Consider the following 24,521-nt stretch of genomic DNA (forward strand, 5'->3'; position numbering starts at 1 on the left):
AAAGACTGTTAAACCGCTTATATTATTCCTCCTCTTGTTGGATTGTCAAAAAAATAATGGATTTGGCTGTGGTCCCGTTTTGCAAATCCGAGGCAATATTAAACTCATCACTTACTCTTCTCACATTGGGCAGTCCCATACCAGCTCCAAAACCTAAACTTCTGATCCAATCATTGGCTGTAGAGTATCCTTCTTGTAGGGCCAGATTTATATCCGGTATGCCTGGACCAGTATCCACTGCTGTTATTTCGACTCGATCTTCTTCAAAAAGAAATATAATACGTCCACCATCTGAATGTTTGACTTGATTCATTTCCAACTCATAAGCAGCAACAGCGATTCTCCTAATTGTTTTTCTATCTAATTCTTTGTTTTTAAGGATCTTCTTAATCTCTGTTGATGCTTTACCTGCATTTTCAAAATCAAATTTTCTTACAATATACTCTCTATGCATATGACTTACAGGAAGAGGTGGGTTTTGTGCTCGTATACGCTGTTCAAGCTGTTCCATTTCTTTGTTCAGTTCGACTAGTAGAGCAGAAGAGATATCCCGGCTTGTGACGATTCCTACAAGTTTGTTATCCTTATTTAATACTGGAAATCTTCCATATTTGTATTTATCAAAATAGGTGATACCGAATGAGAGGGGCATATCATCTTCGAGAACAATAATATTACGACTCATATGATCTTGGGCTCTATCATCTATATAACCTAGATCAAGAGCATTAATAATATCATCCACAGAAATGATCCCAATTAATCTACCATTATCAACAACAGGAACTCCTGTAATAGAGTTTTCCTTCATTATTTTTTGTATGGATCTCATTGTATCAGAGGGTCCTGCTAAATGCAGTTCAGAGGTCATGACATCTTTGATTTTTAATCTATAAATGAGCTCAAGTACAACAGTAGGACTGGAATCCGTATTGATGGGAATACCACCTGATGAGGTCATTTATCGTTCTCCTTTTTGAAGTTGTCCAAGTGCATAACAAGCTTCAAAGCAACCCAATGGTGTGGTTAGTATAGGGATCCCGGATTCTTTTGCCAGTTCCTTAAGCTTTGGTTGAGGGGTTTTTCCATTTACTAACATAATGGCTACAGCGCCCACTATGTCTGATGTCCTGGCTACCTGATCACTAGTAAGGCTCGTAACAAGAAGAAAGTCTTCTTTGTCCACGACTAGCACATCACTCATTAAATCACAGGCAATTATATCTTCGAATTCTATATCTTCATATCCATCAACATCAACTGCTATATTAGCCTTTAGTGGAGTCATTACTGAGGTGACTTTCATATATCGAGCTCTCCTTTTACTTACAATACCTTTACCAATGATACTACATTTATAGTGCAAATATCATCCCTTTTCCCTAAGGAAAATAATTTAAACATTATCATTATACTATACTATTCCTATATATAATAATGATTTAATTCGTGTTAACAGGTTTTCCCTGCTAAGGTTTTGTTAAAAGATAAAAAAATGATTCTTTTTCGATACATTTTTATTGATTTGCCAGAAACCATAGCCTATACTGATAAAGCTTCTAGAGAAGCGGACAATAGAAACTTAATTTTTAAGGAGAAGTGGATGGCTGTGGACACCCAAGATGAGCTCAAGTTTTCTGATCAACTCGTCGCCTTCATTGAAGAGTGGAGAAACAAATCGGGTAACTTGATAATGATTCTGCATAAACTGCAGGAAGAGTTCGGCTATATTCCCCGACAGGGAGCAATAAAGCTATCACAAATGCTGGATGTACCTCTAGCAAAGATCTATGGGGTGGTGACTTTTTATCACTTTTTTAAATTGACTAAACCTGGTCGACACAAAATCTCTGTATGTATGGGAACTGCTTGCTATCTAAAGGGAGGCCAAGACCTTTTGGTAGAATTGGAGAACATATTAGGGGTACCTGTTAATCAAGTAACTGATAATGGAGAATTTAGTGTGGAAGCAGTTCGCTGTATTGGCTGTTGTGGACTTGCACCTGTTATGACAGTTGGTGACGAGGTATTTGGTAAAGTCAAACCTGATGAACTACCTGGAATCATTGCTAAATATAAGGATTAAAAGGAATGCATTATTCCCTCTGTGATTTTTTGATGGATGCTGTACAAAATTCCATTGAAGCAGAGGCTTCTCTTGTCAACATACGTTGGGAGGAGAGTGAAAGAGAATTATGCATGTCTGTTGTTGATAATGGTTGTGGAATGTCTGAACAGGAGTTAGCTATGGCTCTGGACCCTTTTTGGACAAATGGAAAGAAACATTCTAAACGTAAGGTTGGATTAGGGCTTCCATTCTTGATGCAAACATTAGATATGACTGGCGGTGTTTTCAAAATTCAGTCCCAATTAAATAAAGGGACGGTTCTGGAAGCAGTATTTAATAGGGAACATGTTGATACTCCCCCGTTGGGAGATTTCATGGGCGCCTTCTTTTCTTGCCTGACACTCGAAGGGGAGCATGAAATGATAATCCAACGCATTTGTGACCATAGGGAGAACAATATTAATTACACCCTGGTTCGCTCAGAATTAAAAGCAATTTTGGGGGACTTAAACGATGCTGCAAATCTAGGACTTCTGAAAGATTTTATCTGTTCTCAAGAAGAGAATAATTAAGGAGATCCTAATGGCAAAGATGAGCTTAGCTGATTTAAAAGCCCTTCGTGATCAGAAACGATCCGAGATGGCTAGAAGAACAAGTGAAGGAAAAATTGTCGATATCATTATTGGAATGGGAACATGTGGAATTGCAGCTGGTGCAAAAGATGTTCTTAATACATTTGTTGAAGAGATCAATAGTAAACAATTAGAAGGTATCGTAATAAAACAGACAGGTTGTATGGGGCTATGTCACTCTGAACCTACTGTTGAAGTTCATATGGCAGGAATGCCTGATACAATTTATGGCAATGTTAATTCTGAAGTAGCGCGAAAAATTATAGGTGATCATATTCAAGGTAAAAAACTCGTTTCCGGTCATGTCTTTGACAAACCTGCTACGGACATTAAGTAAGGAGAATATATATGGGAATTAGTAACTATGTTTTAGTTTGTGGTGGGACAGGTTGTGAATCCACCAAATCCGATACCATCTATAAGAACCTTATGGCTGCTGCAGACAAGGCAGGTATTGGAGAAACCGTTCAGATTGTAAAAACAGGTTGTTTTGGTTTATGTGAAAAGGGACCTATTGTAAAGTTCCTGCCTGATGAATCATTTTATGTAGAAGTAAAACCTGAAGATACTGATGAACTAGTTAATGAACATCTTGTAAAGGGTCGTAAAGTTGAAAGACTTCTTTATAAGAATGAAAAGCAAGAAGCTCTTCATAAAGAAGATGATATTCCTTTTTATCAAAAACAAAAACGTATTGTTCTTAGAAACTGTGGTGTCATTAACCCTGAAGATATAACTGAATATATTGCTCGTGATGGATATGCGGCATTAGAAAAAGTTTTGTTTGAGATGACTCCTGATCAGGTTGTTGAAGAATTAAAAACAGCTGGTTTAAGAGGTCGTGGTGGGGCAGGTTTTCCCACTTGGATGAAATGGAACTTTACCAAATCTGTTCCTGATGATGGTGGTCCTCGCTATGTAGTATGTAATGCTGATGAAGGTGATCCGGGTGCCTATATGGATAGGTCCACATTGGAAGGTGATCCCCACTCCATAATTGAAGCTATGACCATTGCTGGATTTACTACAGGGGCAAATCAAGGTTTTATTTACATTAGAGCTGAATATCCTCTGGCTATTGATCGTTTAAAGATTGCCATGGCACAGGCCAAAGAATATGGTCTTCTTGGAGAAAACATTCTAGGATCTGGTTTTAATTTTGATCTGGAGATCCGTCTCGGTGCTGGTGCGTTTGTTTGTGGTGAAGAAACAGCCCTCTTAGCGTCCATAGAAGGAGAAAGGGGTATGCCAAGACCAAGACCTCCTTTTCCTGCTGTCAAAGGTTTATGGCAACGTCCAACAGTGATAAATAACGTAGAGACCTACGCCAATATTCCTGTGATCTTAACGAAAGGTGGAGAGTGGTTTAATAAAATTGGTACCGAAAAATCAAAAGGAACCAAGGTTTTCGCTCTAACTGGTAAAATTAATAACTCCGGTCTTGTTGAAGTTCCTATGGGGACTACTCTACGTGAGATCATTTATGATGTCGGCGGTGGTATTCCTAATGGTAAAGCTTTCAAAGCTGTTCAGACAGGAGGACCCTCTGGTGGTGTTATAACTGCAGACTATCTGGATACTCCTATAGATTATGACAATCTTATCTCGCTAGGTTCTATGATGGGATCAGGTGGAATGATTGTTATGGATGAAGATGACTGTATTCTGGATGTAACTAAGTTCTACCTTGAATTTAGTGTAGAAGAATCTTGTGGTAAATGTTCTCCCTGTCGTATTGGAGGAAAGAAGCTACATGGAATTCTTAATCGGATTACAAAAGGGAAGGGTAAGATGGAAGATCTAGAGACCCTCAAAAAAATAGGAAAGGCTATGCAGAAAGCTTCCCTTTGTGGTCTTGGACAAACTACCCCTAATCCTGTCATGTCAACTATGAAGTACTTTGCCGATGAGTACCGAGCGCACATTGTGGATAAAAAATGTCCTGCAGGAGTTTGTAAGGATTTAGTTTCCTACTCTATTGATGCAGATAAGTGTATTGGTTGTACTGTTTGTGCACGCAAATGTCCCGTCAACTGTATTGCTGGAGAGAGAAAATCACCCCACGTCATTGATAAAGATAAGTGTATTAAATGTGGTGCTTGTTTTGATGCTTGTAAATTCAATGCGGTTATAGTCGGATAGGAGAAAGATTAGTCATGATTAATGTTAAAATAAACGGTACCCCTGTTCAGGTAGAATCTGGTACGTCTATTCTAAATGCAGCTAAAGCGGCTGGAGTAAAGATCCCCACTTTGTGTGCTCACCCTGATCTGCCTCCCAATGCTTCCTGCGGAATTTGTGTTGTCAAGCAAGAAGGTAGTCCTAAAATGGTTAGGGCTTGTGCAGCTGCTTGTACTGAAGGGGTCAATTATATAACCCATGACCCAGAAATTGTTGAAGTTAGAAAAAGTGTTGTTGAACTAATATTAGCGAATCATCCTAATGATTGTTTGACTTGTGGAAGAAGTGGTAACTGTGAATTACAGAAAATTAGTGCTGATTTTGGTATTCGCGAGATTCCTTTTTCACGCGGAACTAAGAAGTTACCCCGTGATACTTCTACCCCTTCTATTGTTTTAAATCCTGAAAAATGTATAGGATGCGGCCGTTGTGTAACTGTTTGCCAACAACTTCAAGATGTATGGGCTCTCGAGTTCCTCGATCGTGGAGATGAAACAAAAATGGCTCCAGCAGCTGGTGTTCTTTTAAATGATTCTCCCTGTATTAAATGTGGCCAATGTTCAGCCCATTGTCCAGTAGGTGCTATATTTGAAAGAGATCAAACACAGGATCTATGGGATGCTATCCGTGATCCTGCTAAGCATGTAGCAGTTCAAGTTGCCCCAGCTGTTCGTGTTGCTATCGGTGAAGCTTTTGGTTTAGAGCCTGGAGTTATCTCAACAGGTAAGTTATACGCAGCTCTTAGACGTCTCGGTGTAGATGCTGTTTTTGATACAAACTTTGCTGCGGATTTAACCATAATGGAAGAAGGTACTGAGTTTGTTGAAAGATTTACGAAAGGTGGTATTCTCCCTCAGATAACTTCTTGTTGTCCTTCATGGGTTGATTATATGGAAAAGTACTATTCTGATATGATACCTAATTTTTCTACTGCTAAATCACCTATGATGATGCAAGGAGCAATGACTAAAACTTATTATGCTGAAGTAGGTAAGTTGGATCCTGCTAATATCTATTCTGTTGCTATTATGCCTTGTACTTCAAAAAAATATGAAATAGATCGTGATGATGCTATGAGATCTTCTGGTTATGCAGATATGGATTTAAGTATCACAACTCGTGAGCTTTCACGAATGATTAAACAAGCAGGTATTGATTTTAATTCCTTACCTGATGAGCAAGCAGATAGTCCCATAGGTCAGTATTCTGGAGCCGGTGTTATTTTTGGGGTTACTGGTGGTGTAATGGAAGCGGCTTTAAGAACTTCCTATCATCTAATCACTAAAGAGGAGCTGGACAAAGTTGAGTTCATGAATGTTCGTGGTTTAGATGGTGTAAAAACCGCAGAAGTTGATATTAAGGGAACTAAGGTTAGAGTTGCCGTTGCTCATGGTATTGCCAATGTGAAGTCTGTACTTGATGAAGTAAAGAAGGCTCAAAAAGAGGGTAAAGAATTACCTTATCATTTTATTGAGGTTATGGCATGTCGTGGTGGTTGTATTGCTGGTGGTGGTCAACCTTATGGAACAACAGATGAAGTAAGAGCTAAACGTATTGCTGGTATTTATCAGGATGATGTCTCTTCAACCAAAAGGTGTTCTCACCTAAACCCGGATATTGTTAAAATATATGATGAGTATCTAGGAAGTCCTAATAGTGAAAAAGCCCATAAGCTTCTTCACACTCATTATACAGCACGTCCGTTATATACAAAATAATATAACTATCCCCTGACTTTAACAGTCAGGGGATGTTTTATTCTAATATCAAAAATGAACTTGAAATATAAGTACTTAGCCTACCTTGTTCGCTACTTAATCTACGACAAATATTATGCTATAACTTCTTTATGAAAAGGTTTATCTTCTTATTTTTTATATTTAATATCATGATATATTCTGTTGTTAGTCAGGATTTGCCTCATATAAAAATTGATAAAACATGGGCATATGAAGGTGAGATTTTTGATTTAACTGTCGTGATTCCTGATAATAAATTGAAAACAATACAGGATGTTAAATTAAGTCTTGGAAGTGGGGCCTTACGTATTCAGTCAGAAAAATCCGGATCTGGATATTCTTTTGATGTGGTCACGAATATACAGAAGGTCTGGGAGAACAGAATATTCACTATGTATCCCACATCAAATGACAAGGTAAGTATAAGTGCCTATATTACCTATGATGATGGCAGTGTCTATACTACTCCTTATATTTATATCAATGTACTTAAAGTCCCATCCATAACGGAGTTGGGTGCTGTTATTCTTAATATGACTGATAGTGTATATACTGCTAGAATTCCTGGTAGTGCCATGATTGAGGTCATATCCTATGATTATCTAGCTGAAAGCTATACTTCAATGATTGATAATATAAAAACGGCCTTGGCGGTGGAAGCCTTTTGGTCTTTAAATAGGTCCCTTATTTATAATAACCAAGAATACAGGATTTTTTCATTCCCACTTTCCCTAGTATTCCAAAACGAGGGTGAATATAAAATACTTCCAGATAAATTACTTCTCGAATTCAGATCTTCAGAGAGAGAGATCATATATAAAGAATTACCTGTATATCAAAACTCTTTAAATGTTAGAAAAGTAGCATTGGATGAGAAATATCCTGTTTATGGAGATTATCTATCAATTGAAACAAAGGATTATCCCCAAAAATTAAAGAATGATACTAAGACTGAATTTTATATAAAGTTGGCAACAGATGGTTTGTTTACCTTCGAAAGTCTTAGACCTTATATTTCCTTACCTAAATTTTTAGAGGAAGAAGTCTTACGTCAAAAAATAGTATGGAATGATGATCATGCTGAAAGGGTTCTAAATTTTAAATATGCGGGACGGGCTGAGTCCTACATAGGATATAATGTTAGTGATCTGATTATTCCTTTTCAGAAAAAAGATGGAACTATTGATACTTATGAACTTGGCTTCGCTCCTATTGATGGCAATGTGAATTATATAGCCTTTATCTCTTTCATAGGTGTAATTGCTTTTCTTTTCATTGGAGGAATATTTTTCTTCTATCTGTATCTTAAGAAGATTACAAAGAAGAAAAAGATCCAACTTCCAAAAGATGAAATGAATACAGCTCAACTACTCCTATTTAGTCAAGAATATGAACTCACCAAACGTGAGCAGGATATTCTGAATGTTTTAATTGATGGTAAGTCTACTAAGGAAATTGCACAGGATTTGTATATTTCTCCAGAGACAGCAAAAAAACATATTAAGAACATAATGAAGAAGACTAATACTAAATCACGCTTAGAAATATTTGTACTTGTATCCCATTATATTAAGAAAAAAAGCTAATTACCCCCTAAATACCCCCCAGGGGGGTATGTTTTTACCCCCTAAATGTCATTTTTTAATTGCTCATATACCGGTAGCTTTATGTCATATCATAAAGGAGGTTAGTCAGATGGGACTAATTGGTGGAATAGTTTTAATAGTATTGGGAGGTTTATGCCTTCCTAGTTTGGTGGCTCAGAAAAGCCCAAAAGCAAAGGAGTTTTTAGATAAGATTACTCCATTTCAAGGAACTCTGGGACTTGTTGTTTTCGTATGGGGATTATGGGGCATTATATCTTCCATTCTTTCTTTAGGAATTATAGGCACTTGGCCAGTGCAATGGGTGAGTTCTCTAGTTGCAAACATTATTAATTTTGCAGGTGGTCTAATATTGGGCTTTGGAATGATTCAAAAGCTTATGTTGTCTAAACTTCCAGAAGAAGCTCAAGCAAAAGCTGTAATCTTAAGAGACAAACTTGTTGGCTTTCAAACAAAAATTGGAATCGTGGCTTTAATCTTTGGTGTTTGGGTAATTCTATATAGTGTGTTACTTCGAGGAATAATCCAATTATAAAAACATCGGAATAAAGGAATAGATAAAATGAGAAATAAAATTGTAATTAGTATATTAACGATCACAACTTTTTTGGCAGTTGGTTGTTCAACAAGTGGATTAACTAGTTCTATTACGAAAGGAGTTGGTCCCTTAACTGTACATGCTCCCTATGCTAATATGACCAACTTTTATGGGTATGTTGCTTCTGATGTGAAAGCGGATGGAGAATATAAAGGTAAGGACTCTTACTATCTTTATTTTTGGGTACCTGCCGTAATAGATGAGGTTGGTGTTGCTATGTATTCCCCTGCTGATCAAGTTCCTAGTGAAGGAGATTATAAATCAGCTATATTTGATAGTGCGTATGAAAAAGATTCTGAAGCCTTCTTTGATACTTTTATTGCTTTAGAAAAAATGGATATTTTTGATCCAGAAAAAATTAAAGATGGAGGATCTGTTGTCTCCGAACTAGCTACAAACGATGACTCTGGTGAAATGCCAAAGAATCCTGCTGGTCAAAGTTACAATTCTTTACTTCGACATAAGTCAGATGCTGGTAGTCCGTTAAAGGCATTAACTAGAGGAGTATATCGCATAGCGTTTACTTCTTTCAGAGGTGATATAGAAGGTTCGTTTACTGCTCAAGTAGGAACTAATATTCCTGGAGTTGTTATCGCTTCCTCTTTGGAAGAATTACACAAAGCTGTTAATGGAACAGAATCTGAATAGAAAAAAAACAATCTTATAGTTACAATTACCGGGGGCCTAGGGCCCCCTTTTTATTTGGAGGCTTTATGGTGGGATACAAAGAATTATTTCCAATCACTTTTCGCAAGTATCAAGAAGATATGATTGAAACATTTGAAAAGCAACTTTCTCTTGGTGATAAAATATTTCACTATGTTGCACCACCTGGTTCTGGTAAAACTTTAATTGGGCTGGAACTGTTTAGACGTTTGGGCCTAAAAGCCGTTGTTTTTAGTCCAAATTTGGCTATACAAGCCCAGTGGATTAATAAACTGAATGAATTATCAGAATTTTTAGTCGCTTCAGATATTGGTGAGGATTGTGATCTTTTATCCTTAACTTATCAAAGTATTAGTGTGAAAAATAGTAAGGGGGAATTGCATCCAAATTCCATTGAACTCATAAAGAGTTTAGACAATAGGAAGGTCATCATATTGGATGAGTGTCATCATTTAACGGCTCATTGGGCTAAAGTTATTGAGGATCTGTTAAAGAAGGATGTCTTTTTAATCGGTTTAACAGCAACACCCCCCTTTGATAAAGGGTTGAAGGATATTGATCAATACTCACGATTATTAGAGGAGGTTGATTATGAAATCCTTCTTCCTCCCGTTGTTAAAGAAGGGTATCTTGCTCCCTATCAGGATCTGGTTTATGTTGTAGAGCCTACCGATCATGAGGTTGAATTATTGCGTCGGCTTAGTAAAGAGCTCGATGATTTGTTATGTGTTTTACGAAATTTAGAGGATCTGACTCCTATCCAACTTTATATCTCAGATTATCTTGAAGATCCATTTGTAAAAGACAAAAGTTTTACTTTTAGTGAGCTCTATAAATATGATCCCTTACTTACTTCTGGACTTGTTAAGTTTCTTATGGAAAGTCATTGTGAGCTTCCTTTCTCTGTTATTCCAAATACAGAATATGAAAGCCCTCTCACTCTGGAGGAATTAATAAAAGTTTTAGAGTTATATTGTCTACGCTATTTATATCCAAAGAAAGAGGGCAAAATCCATTACAAAAAGGTTAAAGATATTTTGAAAAATATCGGCTATTCATTAACACGTAATGGAATTCGACCGATAGATGGAGGCTTAAAGGATCTTCTCTCATTTAGCAAAAGTAAAACCATAGGCGCAAGAGAAGTGATACGCCAAGAACTTAGATGTCAAGGTGACTCCTTACGCGCATTAATACTTACAGACTTGGAAGTTAATAGCAAAAGTCTGGGGGACAAGGACTATAGAGAAGGGACTTCTGCTGTTGATGTTATGAAGCAATTGGTTACTGATCCTGAAACCGATGAAGCAGATCCTATAATGGTTACGGGCAAATCCTTATGGATCGATGATGATCTTTATGAGCGTATAAAAGAATGGGCTCTTGATTATGTAAATCAAAAAAATCTTAATATACTTTTAGAAGCGGTAAGTTATGATGGTTTTGTAGAGATAGTAGGATCTGGCAGTGATTGGAACAGTAAAAACTATGTTGTTTTTGTTTCTAAACTTTTAGAAGATGGAGTAACCAAGTGTCTAATAAGTACTAAAAACTTATTAGGTGAAGGATGGGACTCGATTAGCCTAAATACTTTGGTGGATCTGACTGTTGTGTCTAGCTTTGCCTATGTTAATCAGATTAGGGGTAGAACAATACGCTTAAACGAAAAATCACCTCTTAAGACAGCTAATAATTGGGATATTCTAACAGTTCATGAGGATAACCTACAGGGTGGTTATGACTTAATGCGTCTTAGAAAGAAGTTCTCCCAATTCTATGGATTGAGTGAAGATGGTGTTGTTGAGAAAGGTCTTGGACATGTTCATCCCTTATTAGGAGCTGGATCTGTTTCAAGTGTTGTTAAACAACGTGATACTATTAATAAAGTTATGCTTAATCGTGCCAATGATAGACTCGGTGCTTATAAACGATGGAAGGTCGGAGGCTCTTATCAAGATAAACAGACTTATGATTTTGAGATAATATTTGATGAAAAAATGTATTCCCGAAGAAAAGTATATCGATTAGTAAAACGAACAGCTAATGCTATATTGAGAGGAATGAAGTATGTATATCAATATGCAAATTATGGCAAATTCAAAATCGAATGGCGGGATACCAACATCCTTCGTGTTTACCTAGTGGCTCCATCAAGTGCGGACTTATTTGCCCAATCCCTACAGGATTTTTTCAGTCCCCTATATGAACAACGATATTTTATGATTATTGAGGATCATGAAAGTGCATTGGGTCAAAAAACTGTATTTCCAGTCCCAACTTATTTTGGAGTGAATAAGGATAGAGCTAACTATTTTATGAGAAAGTGGAGAATGTTTTCTTGGAAATCTGTTTACACTGTATCAGCCTGGAGTGAGGAAGGAAGAGCTATCATCAACAAGTTTCACAGTAAGAAATCCATGTTGATGACAGCTTATAATAAAGAAATATGGTTATAATCTAGAAAGATTCCTGCCATTGTGAATGGGGTAGGTAATCTTCTAGACAGAATGCTTCAGAGGCTTCATGTATAGAATTTACCAATGAGGCAGCTTTTTCCCTGAAAACACTCAAGGCATTATTAATCAAATCTTTGTTGAAACCAGATTCTCCTAACTCAAGCGTTAGCTGAGCTGTAACTATGTAACCTAATAATTCTCCCAAATCAACTCGTTTACGTTGATTAAGGTTACTTGAGATATTAAAATTAATGTGCTTAGCAAACAAATCACTTGCCTTTGTTGTCAAAGGATGTGTCTTGATATAGTTAAGAAGGTTCATTTCTTTTATTCGTTCCATCCCTTTAACAAAAGAATCTGCTATCTGATTAAAAATTACATCATTTGAACCTTCAAAAATCATAAAAGGACGACTATCTGTTATTGATCTACCAGCTAAATGATCTTGTCTGTATCCCGCTGCCCCCACAAGGGTCAATAGAGACTGGCTAGCTTTTTGCATCATTTCACTTAGCATTGTTTTATGTACATTTGCAATGAGACCTTGCTTTTCTAAATCATTCTGGATCCCAGATATCTCTGCTGCATTTTTACTAAAGGCAGAAGCTGCTGTAAACCATGCTTGGAGTTCAGCTAATCTTCGTTGTACTTGATCGAATGCTGTTAATGGACGACCACCAATAAATCGTTCTTTAGTGTGAGCAATGGCTTCATCCATCATCCTTTTAATAAAACCAAGTGCCATTCCAGGGAATCTCATTCTGCTTCTATGTAGCAAATCTTGCATGAGTTTTATTCCCGTTGTTTTAGGTTCTAGCTTGTAATTGACAGGTACATGGATATCAACACGGTTTTTGGCATAAGGAATAAAATAAAGACCTAAGTTGTTGTAGTATTCTTCGGCTATTACCTGCTGGTTAGGATCTGAAGAGTCACAAAGGAAGAAATCAATATCCCTATTTAAGGATAAGTCATCCTTTTGTTTTCTTGCTGTCATTAACCAATAATCCGCATGGCCGGATAATCCTGCCCAATGTTTTGTTCCTTGGATGTGATAAGTATCCTCGACTTTTTTATAATTGGTCTGCATTCCTAATGCATCAGTTCCAAAATCGGGTTCTGTTATCATCAAACCACCCAACCTATTGTTGTTCATTAATTGGCTAAAGACCTTTCTTTTGACATCCTCTCTTCCATATTTTGCCAGTGGCTCTGAAAAGAGTGCTCCACTTATTCCTAACATTAAGGATAATGGTAATGAATGATAGGAAGCTGTTTCCAGTATAGAAAGGATTTCTACTGGATCTGCTCCTCTTCCTCCAAATTCCGTAGGAATAGAGGCTGATAAGGGTTTTAGGTTTAATACTTCATTCAAAAGGAAAGGAGGTATCCCTCTTTGTAGATTTTGTTTTAAGGGATCTAGTCGAAGAGTAAACAGGTTTGTTAGTTTTTGTTCAAAGTCAGCTATAAATGACTTTCTATCTGATTTGTTTCTCATGTTCATAAGTTCCTCGCTTTATAATTCTGATAATAATAGTTAAGAAATACTTGAGCAAGGCGAAATAGGTAAATTGTCAAATATTTTGATCATTTTGTTCAATTATGTAAGTTTTAATTTACCGCAACTATCTCTAACGCTTTAGAGTTCATTTGATAACTCGAAAGGAAGGGATGATACTTTTTATAGGTTTGGAATGCTAAAATGTCTTTGTACAGGACTTATGCTCATGGTTTAATGGAGGAAATAGCAGGTGAAGCTTATCCTCTTTCATTTGTACATCCTTGTTTCAGCATACGTATCTGGTAACTCTGGAAATCTTTTCATAGTTGGTTCTAATAAGAGAATTAGTAGAAGATATTAGTTTGACTTTACCCGAGATATACAAAAATGTTTCTAAGACAACATTAGCTTGATTTTTAATATTTTGATTAAGTTATCCAGGCTAATGCTGTTAGTTAGAACCAGTTGTTAATAATGTTAAACACGAATTTCTTTGAGGTTTGAATCCATATCTTCTTTGATTTTTATAGAAAGGTCTTTTACTCTGAGTTGACCTACAGTTTCTGCACTTATAGGGGGGAGAACGCGTATATTGATCCTTTGTTTGTGATTCATCATTAAACCTTTTTTAGGTATAGCTTGATACGCGCCATCCAGAACAATGGGTTGGACCCCCACTCTGTATTTCTTGGCGATAAGGAAAGCCCCATCTTTGAATCTATGGATATCCCCATCAGGGCTCCTTGTCCCTTCTGGAAATAAAATTATAGAGGAGCCTCTTTGTAAATGCTTACCGGCTTCTTTGATAAGGTTTAAATGACTTTTAGGGTCTTTACGACGTAGTTTTATGTAACCATTAAGAGACATATTCCAGCCAATGAAGGGAATATTGAAGAGACTGTCTTTTGATACCCATTTAAAGTGAGTAAATAGGTTGTACAACAATATGATATCTAAAAGGGATTGATGGTTGGAAACAAATACAAAAGGTTTATCCTTCTCTATTAATTCTTTCCCTTCCCAGTGTAGATCCCATAGAGGGTTAATCCATACATATGAACTAGCCCAAAAACAACTAAAACTATGGAGAATTCTTCTGTTTCGATCAAAAGGCAGGGTGACTAAAAATATTAAAAGTGCAATTGGAAAAAAAATAATGGATGTAATGGCTACAAATAACCAAACAAAAATAGATAATATCCCATAAAACACGGGGAACTCCTTGAATAGATCCGAATGTTTTCCCGATTATAGAAGAGAATAGTTATTTGACAAAGTGTTTTACTATTTTAAAATGGAAAAATAGGAGAAATAATTAATGAAAATAAAGTTTGTACTTATCATTGGACTCATTTTTGCCCATTCATTGATGGCTCAAAATAATATAAGTAAGGGAACTGTAGATCTAAGAAACTGGGATGGTACCCCTATTAAGCTTGCTGGGGAATGGGAATTTTATTGGCAGCAGTTTCTTGAACCTTTTCAGAAAGGTTCCTCAAAGGAATTTTTAAATATTCCCGGACAATGGTCAGAATCCAACAATTCTAATCATCCTAGTTCTGGATATGGTACCTATAAATTAAACTTAAATTTAGGTCAGAATCATGAAAACCTCGGTCTCTATATACCACGAATTAATACTGCCGCTACATTATATATAAACGATCAACTACTTGGATCTATTGGTACTGTTGGAGAAAGCAAAGGGGAGGAAACCCCTTTGTTTAAAAGGATGATTTACCCTTTAGGGGCTCTTTCAGGGCAAGCGACAATAACCATTCAAGTTTCTAATTATCATCATCGTGAGGGGGGAATCCTTACTCAATTAGAAATAGGTAATTATGATGCTCTTCAGGAAGATTTTTTGACGTCATTAGTGAAAGATTTACTCATCACTGGAGCGTTGCTTGCCATATCTTTATATCATCTTGTTTTGTTCTACTATGAACGAAAGGAACTCTCAATAATTTATTTCTTCTTATTTACTATGATAGCTAGTTTACGTGGACTTGTAACAGATTCTGTGGCCCTCCAGTATATCTCTTCTATTCCTTGGTTTATTTTAATAAAGATTGAGTATTTGAGTTTGGCTCTGATGGCACCTGTATTGATTTCCTTTTTACGTAAAGTATTCCCCCTGGAAGTCAACAAGTGGTTCGATCGGATTAGTATGGGGGAGGGGCTACTGTATAGTTTGATTATTGTAGTTACTCCAGCCACTATTTTTACAAGTTTAATGGTTGTACAACAAATTATTTTGATTTTTGAAGTTCTGTTTGTTCTATTCGCTATTATTATGGCTTTTGTACGTAAACGAGAAGGAGCCTATATTGTCTTTATTGGTTTTGTACTCCTCCTGTTAACTTTTATAAATGATATGCTTAATGCCATGCATCTCCTCTATACTCCTTCTTTATTACCTCTAGGAACTTTATTGTTCTTTTTCAGTCAAGCCACGCTACTAGCAAAGCGTTCCTCTATAGCAAAAATGCAAGCTCTGGATTTAAGTCGTGACATCGAGTCTTCAAACAAAAGACTGGAAGCTATGGTGCTAAAGATTAAATTAGCCTGTTCTCAATTATTCTCAGCAGGACAAGAGCTGAGGATGAGTATGGAACATGCTGAGTCTTCAACAAAAGATATTACAGATCATATTGGTCAAGTAGGAAACGTTATTCATCAACAGCTTGAGAGTGTAACTCAGACAGCAGATGCTGTGCAAAATATGCAGAGTTCTCTGTCAGGACTGGAAGCTGGTATTAAATTACAGGATACTGAGATATCAAGTACTAACCAGGCTACACGTGCTCTTCTTGATGGTGTTGAAGCTTTAAAGAATCAGTTTTTATCATTAGAAACAGCTTTTGATACGTTAAAAAATAATGCAGGGACAGGACGTGATCGTGTAAATCAGGTGTCTATATTGGTAAAAGATATGAGTACACGTTCAGAGAGTCTTATTGAAACCAATAGTCTTGTGGCTTCCATAGCAGAGCAAACTAACTTATTGGCAATGAATGCCGCAATTGAGGCCGCACATGCAGGAGATACAGGAAAAGGTTTTGCCGTTGTAGCTGATGAGATTAGGAGTTTAGCAGAACAAACGACCTTACAATCATTAGAAACAAAAAAGGAGTTAGAAACAATTTCCAAAGGGATTAATGATATCGTTATATCTACAGATGAGACAGAAAAGGCATTTAATGATATTACGGAAGCAACCGGAGAGGTTGGGCAAATTCTTAAATTATTACTAGATACTCTGAATCAACAAGGTCGAAGAGGGGATGATATAGAAAAAGCTATAGCTTCTATAGAATCTATTAGTAAGAATGTCCGTTCAGGGTCTCTTGTTATAAGTGCTGGAACAACCCAAATAGATGGTGTCGTGGGAGAATTAAGCAAGATATCAGATCAAGTATCACATAGTATGGATCAAATTATTAGCTCTACAACTGGATTAGCTGATTCTATAAATAGAGTGCAACAAACGGAAATAAAGAATAGACAATCTATTGATACACTGGTGAAATTAACTAATGAAGGATGATACGATCCTAATAATCGGAGCTCTCTCTGGTGAAATAAAAAGTTTACTTCTAGAACTTGAAGTAAAAGAAAAAATACAATGGAAAGAGTTCGAATGGTATGTCGGTGTCCTTTGTCATAAGAAAGTTGTAATTGCACGATCTGGAGTAGGTAAGGTTCTCTCTACTATTGTTACTCAGAAGCTGATTGATGAGTACAAGCCTTGTGCTGTTTTATTCACAGGAATTGCAGGCTCCCTTAAAAGTAAATATCAAATGGGAGACATTATTATCGGTAATTCTACTATGCAGCATGATATTGATGCTACCAAGTTTGGATACTCAAAAGGACATATTCCTTATACTACCTATCAAGTAATTCCTGCTAATGAAAAACTTGTTCTTCATGCCATGACATGTGAGTTCGATGATGTTTCTCTTTATCAAGGATTAATCCTATCAGGTGATCAATTCATAACAGAAAAAGAAAACCTTTTAGAATTCGATGGTGATTGTGTTGATATGGAAAGTGCTGCAGTAGCCTTGACTTGTTATATTAATGATGTTCCTCATTTGGTTATACGATCGATAAGTGATAATAGTGACGGCAAAAATTTCCCTAACATGAAAAAGTTCTTACCTCAAGTTAGTCATCGTTCTCATATGTTAGTAAAACATATCATAAATACCATTGAAAATGATTTTATCCAATAGGTATACTTATCCTAACTAATATGTTGGAGGGGATTCTATGGATTCATTTTCTATAGCCATTGTATCTGGTAAGTTAGGTGATGTGGATGGTGTCTCACTTGAAGTTGATAAATGGATTGATGTTCTTAATGAACTTGGGCACAAAGTCTTTACCATTGCCGGTTTCTATGCAAGTACTCTCTCCAATATTCCTATGGAAAATCAGATAACTCTGGAAGCCATACGTTTTGGCACGGACTATCAAAAAAAATGGGAGAATGCTTTTTTCCCTCATATACGGAGAAGACCTCAGCCTATCAGGCAAATATACTCGGAGGAACTTGTGGAAGATCTTCTTATAAAAGGAGAGGCTGTTGCACTGGATCTTTTTGAAATTGTTCAACGATATAATATAGATGTTCTGGTTGGAGAAAATACTAATGCCATGCCAATGACATTGTTAGGAGCTATAGCTATTCATAGGGTCGCTACAGAAAAAAGAGTAGCAACTATTTTTCATCATCATGATTTTTGGTGGGAACGCAGCCGTTTTAGTGCCAATAAAATAGAGGCGTTGTTGAATGAGATAATGCCCCCTGTTGATATCGGAGTAGATCATCTTGTTATCTCTAGTTATGCAGCTCACATTTTACGTTCAATTAAAAGGGTAAATCCCAAAATAGTACCTAATTGTGAAGATTTCTCCAAAGCACCAGTTAAGGATGATTATAACATGTGTTTTAGAGAAGATTTTGGTTACTCTAAAAGCGATATTCTGATTGTACAACCAACAAGGATTGTTCCTCGTAAGCGCATTGAAGATTCTATTCGACTTATAGGAATGTTACAGAAAAGATTCCCTGAATTAGGTCAAAGAATAAAATTCATAATAAGTCTTTATCAAGGGGATGAGCTTGATGATAACTATGTTGAAGAGATAAAGAGTTTGGCCCTTAAACAAGATGTATCGATGGACCTCATATCAGATCGAGTCGCTTCTGTACGAAGTTTAGATAAAGATAATAGAAGAATTTATACCAATAGAGATGTTCTGGTTAATGCTGACTTAGTTACCTATCTTCCTATATGGGAAGGCTTTGGGAATGCCTTATTAGAAGCGATAGCCGCAAGAGTGCCTGTGGTTACCACCACCTATCTTGTTTATAAAACCGATATTAGAGGTACGGGTATTCAAAATATAGAAATTCGTGATGAATACGATGAAGATGGTAACTTAATAATTCCAGATTCTGTTTTATTAGATATTAAGCATTTGCTAAACCATCCTTCAGAGGTTCAGCAAATTGTTCAACACAATTTTGATATTGCCAACAAAGAGTTCGGTTATGGAAAGTTAAAAGAGTGTTTGTCTAAAGCCTTGAATGATTATGGGGATGAAATCAAAGCAAGTCGAAGACGCATAGCCAAAGCAAGAAAAGAATATTCTGTATAAACCTCTTATTGACAATTAATAAACTGAGGGATAACCTCTTACCATTAGCCCAGATGGTGAAATTGGTAGACACGCTAGATTCAGGTTCTAGTGGGGGAAACCCTGTGGAGGTTCAAGTCCTCTTCTGGGCAACATTAAACCTGTATTCTCCCCACAAAAGCAGTGGACATATAAGTAGAAAAATCTACTAAACCTTGGGATGTTAAAACCACATCAGAAAGTAACAATTCACAAACAACCAGATTATTGGTTACTTAAAACAGGCCGAGCAAGATTTGTCGCGATGCCGGTATTTCAACAGCACTCTTTTATCGTATGGTCGGAATAGCACAAAGTCATGGATCATTTTATTTGATGTCTGTATTTCGCATTGGTATTTATAGTAGTTTTTTACTGACTATTGATATTGATAATAAGTCCCATTTTAGCGAGAAAGTTATCCTTACTCAAAATAAAAAAAGACCGTCGACAGGAGTGAACGACGGTCTTGGACATTATTATATTTTGATAAAGAACTTAACCTCTAAATGCATCCCAGTATAATGTCTCCAATTCACTAATTAATGGGAAACGAGGGTTTGCACCTGTACATTGATCATCGAATGCCTCAACAGCTAAGGAAGGAACAGCTTTTGCAAAATCAGCTTCTTTAACTCCTGCTTCTTTTATGGTAGCAGGAATATCAATCTTAGCTTTCAATTCTTCCAAGGCCTCTATAAGTTTTTCAACTTTTTCATCAGCTGTTCTACCACCCAAACTAAGGTAGTCTGCTACACGAGCATATCTTTCTTTGGCTTCTGGTGTCTTATATTGAGGGAATATTCCCTGCTTTGTTGGTGCTTCAGAAGCATTATATCTAATAACATGACTGATCAGAAGTGCATTAGCCAAGCCATGAGGAACATGGAAACGGGCACCTAATTTGTGAGCCATCGAGTGACAGACCCCAAGGAAGGCATTCGCAAAGGCCATACCAGCCATAGTTGAAGCATTGTGAACTTGCTCTCGTGCTTCTGGGTCTTTAGCACCATCCTTATAGGCTCTTGGTAAGTATTCAAATAGCAATCGAATGGCTTCCATGGCAATAGGTGTTGTGTAAGGGGACGCCATCACACTAACGATTGCTTCCAGGGCATGGGTAACAGCATCAATTCCTGAAAAAGCAGTTAGGGCAGGTGGCATATCTGATACTAGATTGGAATCACAAATACTCATTGTAGGTGTCAGCGCATAGTCTGCGATGGGGTATTTCTTGCCTGTTGTATCATCAGTTATTACAGCAAAAGGTGTGACTTCAGAACCTGTTCCACTAGTAGTTGGTACAGCCACAAAATCAGCTTTTATACCCATTTCAGGGAAGGTATAGATTCGTTTTCTTATGTCCATAAATCGAAGAGCTAAATCTTCAAAATCAATGTCCTTGTGTTCATACAGCACCCACATAATCTTAGCTGCGTCCATAGGAGATCCTCCTCCTAGGGCTAATATTACATCAGGTTGGAAGGCTTCCATTGCAGCAGCTCCTTCTTTTGCTGTACTAAGAGTTGGATCAGGTAATACTTTGGTGAAAGCTTCAACTGACATTCCATTTTCATTCAGTGTTTTAATTAATGTTTGGAACATCTCCGTTCCAGATAGGTATCTATCTGTGACAACAAAGGCTCTTTGTTTACCTCTTAAGTCTTTAAGTGCTTCAGTTAAACAACCTGGCTTGAAATATACTTTGGCAGGTAATTTAAACCATAAAGTATTTTCTCTTTTCATAGCTACCGTTTTAACATTGATTAGGTGTTCAGGATTAACATTCTCAGACACAGAGTTTCCTCCCCAGCTACCACATCCTAGAGTCAAAGAAGGATTAAGGGCAAAGTTGTATAAATCTCCAATAGCGCCATGACTGGAGGGCATGTTAACAAGCGTTCTACCTGTTTCCATTTTGTTTCCAAAGCTGTTGATCATTTCCCCATTATCAGGGTGGGTATAAAGTACAGATGTATGTCCCATTCCTCCTAATCGGATAAGATCAACGGCTTTATCTAGTGCAGAATCAAAATCCTTCACTTTGAATAAGCCAAGGACAGGGCTTAGTTTTTCTATACTGAAAGCTTCCGCATGATCGACCACATTAGTTTCACCAATAATTACTTTGGTTGATTGGGGTACGGTCACACCGCCTAATGCTGCTATTTTGTAGGCAGGTTGTCCGACGATACCAGGATTTAGTTTACCGTCTTTTAGGATAACTCCAGCTACTTTTTTCTTTTCTTCTTTTGAAAGTATGTAGGCCCCTTGATTTGTGAGGAGTCGTTTTACTTCATTGTATATTGATTCTTCTACTACCAAGGATTGTTCTGAAGCACAAATCATTCCGTTGTCAAAGGTTTTACTCATTAATATTGAACTGACAGCCATAGGCAAATCTGCTGACTTTTCAATAATAACCGGAGTGTTCCCAGCGCCTACTCCAAGAGCAGGTTTTCCACTTGAATAAGCCGCTTTGACCATACCGGGACCCCCTGTTGCCAAAATGAGGTTTACGTCTTTGTGCGTCATTAAGGCATTGGATACTTCGATTGAGGGCTCGTCGATCCAGGAAATAATTCCTTCAGGAGCCCCGGCTTTTACCGCAGCTTCAAGTACTAGTTTTGCTGCATCTATGGTACATTTTTTTGCTCTAGGGTGTGGAGAAAAGAGAATTCCATTTCGAGTTTTTAAGGCTATTAATGATTTAAATATGGTAGTTGAAGTTGGATTAGTGGTAGGAACAACACCAGCTAATATACCGATAGGTTCAGCAACTTTGATAATTCCAGCTACGGTATCACGTTCTATTTCACCACAAGTTTTTAAGTCTTTATACTTATTGTAAATGTATTCACTAGCGAAGTGATTCTTGATGATCTTGTCTTCTGTTACTCCCATTCCTGTTTCTTCATGTGCTTGTTGTGCCAGTGGAATACGAGCTGCATTAGCAGCAAGTGCTGCGGATCTGAAAATTGCGTTTACTTGCTCTTGTGAGTAAGTGGCAAAAACTTTTTGAGCGGCCTTAAGTTTTTCGATCTTTTGATCTAATAAGGCTAATTGTTTTTCTTTTACAGCGTCCATAATCTTCTCCTTATGGGTATGGAGTAATATATATCGATATATAAATACCGATAAAAAATATCTTATAGATAGTCTTTGAGTATGACAAGTACTTTCGATAAAAAAATATCTTTTTATGAAAATAAATGATTCGTAGAAGAAAATCGTCTTTGCCGTAATTTATTTATATGATCAGTTTAAGTCATATTACTATCTGGAATTCTTTTTTTTAAAAGCGAAGATTTTGATATTAGAACTGTAGTATCCTGTTCTCAAAATATAGTAAATGAAAAAGAGCTGTCACAAATGCCATATTGCAACAGACTCTTTTCCAGTGCCACCCTTATCAAACAAAGTGGCAAGCGACTTTATGTCCTGGCGAAATCTCTCTTAATTGAGGAGCCTCTTGTTTGCATCTGTCCTTAGCTAAAGGACAACGAGGATGAAAATGGCATCCCTTAGGTGGATGTAAGGGACTTGGGACGTCTCCTACAATAATTTTTTCTTTCAAATTCTTAGCTGAAGGCTCTGTCGATGGGTATGCTTTGAATAAACTTATCGTATAAGGATGTAAGCGAGTCTTCATTAGCTCTTCCTTAGGAGCTTCTTCAACAATCTTACCTAAATACATGACTAGTATCCGTGTGGACAAAAATTCAATAACAGCCAAATCATGGGATATAAATAAGTATGTCAGATTATGTTTTTCTCTAAGATCCAGCAATAAATTAAGAATTTGAGCTTGTACAGATACATCTAAGGCACTCACAGCTTCATCGCAAATGATAAACTCTGGATTTACTGTCAAAGCTCGTGCTATTCCAATTCTTTGTCGTTGGCCTCCTGAAAATTGATGAGGAAATCTATTTTTATATTTTGGATCAAGTCCCACTTCCTTCATTAATTGATTAATTCGTTCATTACGATCTCTATAGCTTCCTATATTATGAATCTTCATAGGTTGTTCTAATAGATGGGCAATCTTTTTTCGAGGATTTAAGGAACTAAAAGGATCCTGGAATATCATTTGTACATTCCTGCGAAAATCCTTCAATTCTTGTAATGACATATCAAAAATATCCTGGTTTGTATAAGCTGCATTGGAAAACAATACCGTACCAGCTGTTTTTTGTTCTAACCTAATGAGTGTTCTGCCCAAAGTTGATTTCCCACAACCAGATTCTCCAACCACACCAAGTATCTCTCCTTGGTTAATGTTGAAACTAACATCATCGATAGCTTTAACCGTAGGAACTGGTCCTGTAAAAGTATCTCTGGGCAAGGTATAGTATGTTCTTAGACTCTCTACTGTGACTATCTTACTCATCCTGGCCTCTTTTAATTGGATTATGGCAGAATACCATGTGATCGTCCGTTCCTGTTGCATGTACAGGAAATTTTGAACAAGCCTCTGTTTTACGGGAACAACGATTACTGAAAGGACATTCTTCTCCAATCGCCAAAGGATCAGGAACTGTTCCTTTTATCGTTTCTAGTCTACTTTTCCCTTTGTTTTCCTTGCTTAAAGGGAGTGATTTTAATAACCCAATGGTGTAAGGGTGTTTGGGATTGGCAAAAATCTCTTCAACGGGACCTTCTTCCACTTTTCGTCCTGCATACATGACAATCACTTTATCTGCTGTCTCAGAAACAACACCCATATCATGGGTAATCAGTAATAGCGATACATTTAGTTGACTCTTTAAATCTGTTAGAAGCTGTAGTATCTGGGCCTGTATTGTTACATCTAAAGCTGTAGTTGGTTCATCAGCAATAATGAGACCAGGGTTGGGACTGGCCAAGGCCATAGCTATCATGACCCGTTGTCGCATACCACCGGACATTTGGTGTGGATACTCTTTTACTCTTCTTTCTGGTGCAGGTATTTTAACTAGATCCAAAAGTTTTACAGCTTTGTCCATAACTTCTTTCTTTGTGATGCTTTCATGTGATCTAAAAACGTCAGCAATCTGCTGTCCAATGGTGAATACAGGGTTAAGACTGGTCATGGGCTCCTGAAATATCATGGATATTTCTCTACCCCGATATTTTCTCAGTTCTTTGGGACTAAGATCGGTAAGATTAGTTCCTTTATATTCTATGACACCACTTTCTATTTTCCCTGGAGGGGTAGGGATTAATCCTGTAATAGAGTGGGCCGTTACAGATTTCCCACATCCTGATTCTCCTACCAAGGCGACAGTTTGGCCTTCTCCTATGGACAAGTCTAAATCTCTAATCGTATGAAGTCTGCCTCGCTGAGTATAGAAGGCGACATTCAATTTGTTTATCTTAAGTATATCATTCATAGTTAAACCT

Annotated in this window: 19 protein-coding genes and 1 tRNA gene; 13 read left to right on the top strand and 7 right to left on the bottom strand. The window is 37.0% G+C overall.

What is annotated here, in order from left to right; all coding sequences use genetic code 11:
• Positions 1–22: 22 nt before the first annotated feature.
• Together K345_RS0102335 and K345_RS0102340 are read right to left on the bottom strand one after the other, a co-directional pair.
• A complete protein-coding gene (locus K345_RS0102335) occupies positions 23–961 on the bottom strand; it encodes a CBS domain-containing protein (RefSeq protein WP_028972808.1) in 939 nt (312 codons plus the stop codon).
• A complete protein-coding gene (locus K345_RS0102340) occupies positions 962–1,306 on the bottom strand; it encodes a DRTGG domain-containing protein (RefSeq protein ID WP_028972809.1) in 345 nt (114 codons plus the stop codon).
• 171 nt (positions 1,307–1,477) lie between these two features.
• On the opposite strand from K345_RS0102340, the gene K345_RS0102345 reads away from it, so the two are divergent.
• The 9 genes from K345_RS0102345 to K345_RS0102385 all read left to right on the top strand — a co-directional run bounded on the left by K345_RS0102345 (position 1,478) and on the right by K345_RS0102385 (position 11,944).
• Positions 1,478–2,086, top strand: a complete 609-nt coding sequence (locus tag K345_RS0102345) for an NADH-quinone oxidoreductase subunit NuoE family protein (protein WP_483852531.1) — start codon at positions 1,478–1,480, stop codon at positions 2,084–2,086.
• Positions 2,087–2,091: 5 nt separating this feature from the next.
• Complete coding sequence (locus K345_RS19370) at positions 2,092–2,640, top strand: ATP-binding protein (protein WP_037570964.1); 549 nt, start codon at positions 2,092–2,094, stop codon at positions 2,638–2,640.
• A gap of 10 nt (positions 2,641–2,650) precedes the next feature.
• Positions 2,651–3,037 carry a (2Fe-2S) ferredoxin domain-containing protein gene (locus K345_RS0102355; RefSeq protein WP_028972811.1) on the top strand — a complete coding sequence of 129 codons (387 nt, stop codon included), beginning with the start codon at positions 2,651–2,653 and terminating at the stop codon, positions 3,035–3,037.
• 11 nt (positions 3,038–3,048) lie between these two features.
• Positions 3,049–4,842 carry an NADH-quinone oxidoreductase subunit NuoF gene (locus K345_RS0102360; RefSeq protein ID WP_028972812.1) on the top strand — a complete coding sequence of 598 codons (1,794 nt, stop codon included), beginning with the start codon at positions 3,049–3,051 and terminating at the stop codon, positions 4,840–4,842.
• Between the two features lie 14 nt (positions 4,843–4,856).
• On the top strand, positions 4,857–6,599 hold the full coding sequence (locus tag K345_RS0102365; protein ID WP_028972813.1) for an NADH-dependent [FeFe] hydrogenase, group A6: 1,743 nt from the start codon (positions 4,857–4,859) through the stop codon (positions 6,597–6,599).
• A gap of 131 nt (positions 6,600–6,730) precedes the next feature.
• A complete protein-coding gene (locus K345_RS23410; RefSeq protein ID WP_211227817.1) occupies positions 6,731–8,206 on the top strand; it encodes a helix-turn-helix domain-containing protein in 1,476 nt (491 codons plus the stop codon).
• 109 nt (positions 8,207–8,315) lie between these two features.
• Positions 8,316–8,759: a hypothetical protein gene (locus K345_RS0102375; RefSeq protein ID WP_037571024.1), complete on the top strand. Its 444-nt coding sequence runs from the start codon at positions 8,316–8,318 to the stop codon at positions 8,757–8,759.
• Positions 8,760–8,786: 27 nt separating this feature from the next.
• Positions 8,787–9,470: a LipL32 family surface lipoprotein gene (locus K345_RS0102380; protein ID WP_028972816.1), complete on the top strand. Its 684-nt coding sequence runs from the start codon at positions 8,787–8,789 to the stop codon at positions 9,468–9,470.
• A gap of 65 nt (positions 9,471–9,535) precedes the next feature.
• On the top strand, positions 9,536–11,944 hold the full coding sequence (locus K345_RS0102385) for a DEAD/DEAH box helicase family protein (protein ID WP_028972817.1): 2,409 nt from the start codon (positions 9,536–9,538) through the stop codon (positions 11,942–11,944).
• A gap of 1 nt (position 11,945) precedes the next feature.
• On the opposite strand, the gene K345_RS0102390 is transcribed toward K345_RS0102385, so the two are convergent.
• Both K345_RS0102390 and K345_RS0102395 read right to left on the bottom strand, forming a co-directional pair.
• A complete protein-coding gene (locus K345_RS0102390) occupies positions 11,946–13,442 on the bottom strand; it encodes an acyl-CoA dehydrogenase family protein (protein ID WP_169714746.1) in 1,497 nt (498 codons plus the stop codon).
• A 480-nt stretch (positions 13,443–13,922) separates the two neighbouring features.
• Positions 13,923–14,657, bottom strand: a complete 735-nt coding sequence (locus K345_RS0102395) for a lysophospholipid acyltransferase family protein (RefSeq protein ID WP_028972819.1) — start codon at positions 14,655–14,657, stop codon at positions 13,923–13,925.
• Between the two features lie 106 nt (positions 14,658–14,763).
• Here K345_RS0102395 and K345_RS0102400 point away from each other — a divergent pair, with 106 nt between their 5' ends.
• From K345_RS0102400 to K345_RS0102415, 4 genes are all read left to right on the top strand, one after another.
• Complete coding sequence (locus K345_RS0102400; RefSeq protein ID WP_028972820.1) at positions 14,764–16,995, top strand: methyl-accepting chemotaxis protein; 2,232 nt, start codon at positions 14,764–14,766, stop codon at positions 16,993–16,995.
• Entirely contained in the window at positions 16,985–17,686 is a 702-nt protein-coding gene (locus tag K345_RS0102405) for a 5'-methylthioadenosine/adenosylhomocysteine nucleosidase (protein ID WP_028972821.1), read from the top strand. Before K345_RS0102400 ends, K345_RS0102405 begins: the two co-directional genes overlap by 11 nt.
• A 37-nt stretch (positions 17,687–17,723) precedes the next feature.
• Positions 17,724–19,118 carry a glycosyltransferase family 4 protein gene (locus tag K345_RS0102410; RefSeq protein WP_028972822.1) on the top strand — a complete coding sequence of 465 codons (1,395 nt, stop codon included), beginning with the start codon at positions 17,724–17,726 and terminating at the stop codon, positions 19,116–19,118.
• Positions 19,119–19,165: 47 nt separating this feature from the next.
• Positions 19,166–19,249, top strand: a tRNA-Leu gene (locus tag K345_RS0102415).
• 385 nt (positions 19,250–19,634) lie between these two features.
• Here K345_RS0102415 and adhE read toward each other — a convergent pair.
• The 3 genes from adhE to K345_RS0102430 form a co-directional block, all read right to left on the bottom strand.
• The gene (gene adhE / locus K345_RS0102420; RefSeq protein WP_028972823.1) at positions 19,635–22,223 is read right to left on the bottom strand and encodes a bifunctional acetaldehyde-CoA/alcohol dehydrogenase; all 2,589 of its coding nucleotides are present in this window, start codon (positions 22,221–22,223) and stop codon (positions 19,635–19,637) included.
• A 325-nt stretch (positions 22,224–22,548) separates the two neighbouring features.
• The gene (locus tag K345_RS0102425; RefSeq protein ID WP_028972824.1) at positions 22,549–23,529 is read right to left on the bottom strand and encodes an ABC transporter ATP-binding protein; all 981 of its coding nucleotides are present in this window, start codon (positions 23,527–23,529) and stop codon (positions 22,549–22,551) included.
• Positions 23,522–24,511: an ABC transporter ATP-binding protein gene (locus tag K345_RS0102430; protein WP_028972825.1), complete on the bottom strand. Its 990-nt coding sequence runs from the start codon at positions 24,509–24,511 to the stop codon at positions 23,522–23,524. The genes K345_RS0102425 and K345_RS0102430 overlap by 8 nt, the downstream gene beginning before the upstream one ends.
• Between the last annotated feature and the right edge of the window lie 10 nt (positions 24,512–24,521).

Source organism: Spirochaeta cellobiosiphila DSM 17781 (assembly GCF_000426705.1).
Taxonomy (GTDB): domain Bacteria; phylum Spirochaetota; class Spirochaetia; order DSM-17781; family DSM-17781; genus Spirochaeta_E; species Spirochaeta_E cellobiosiphila.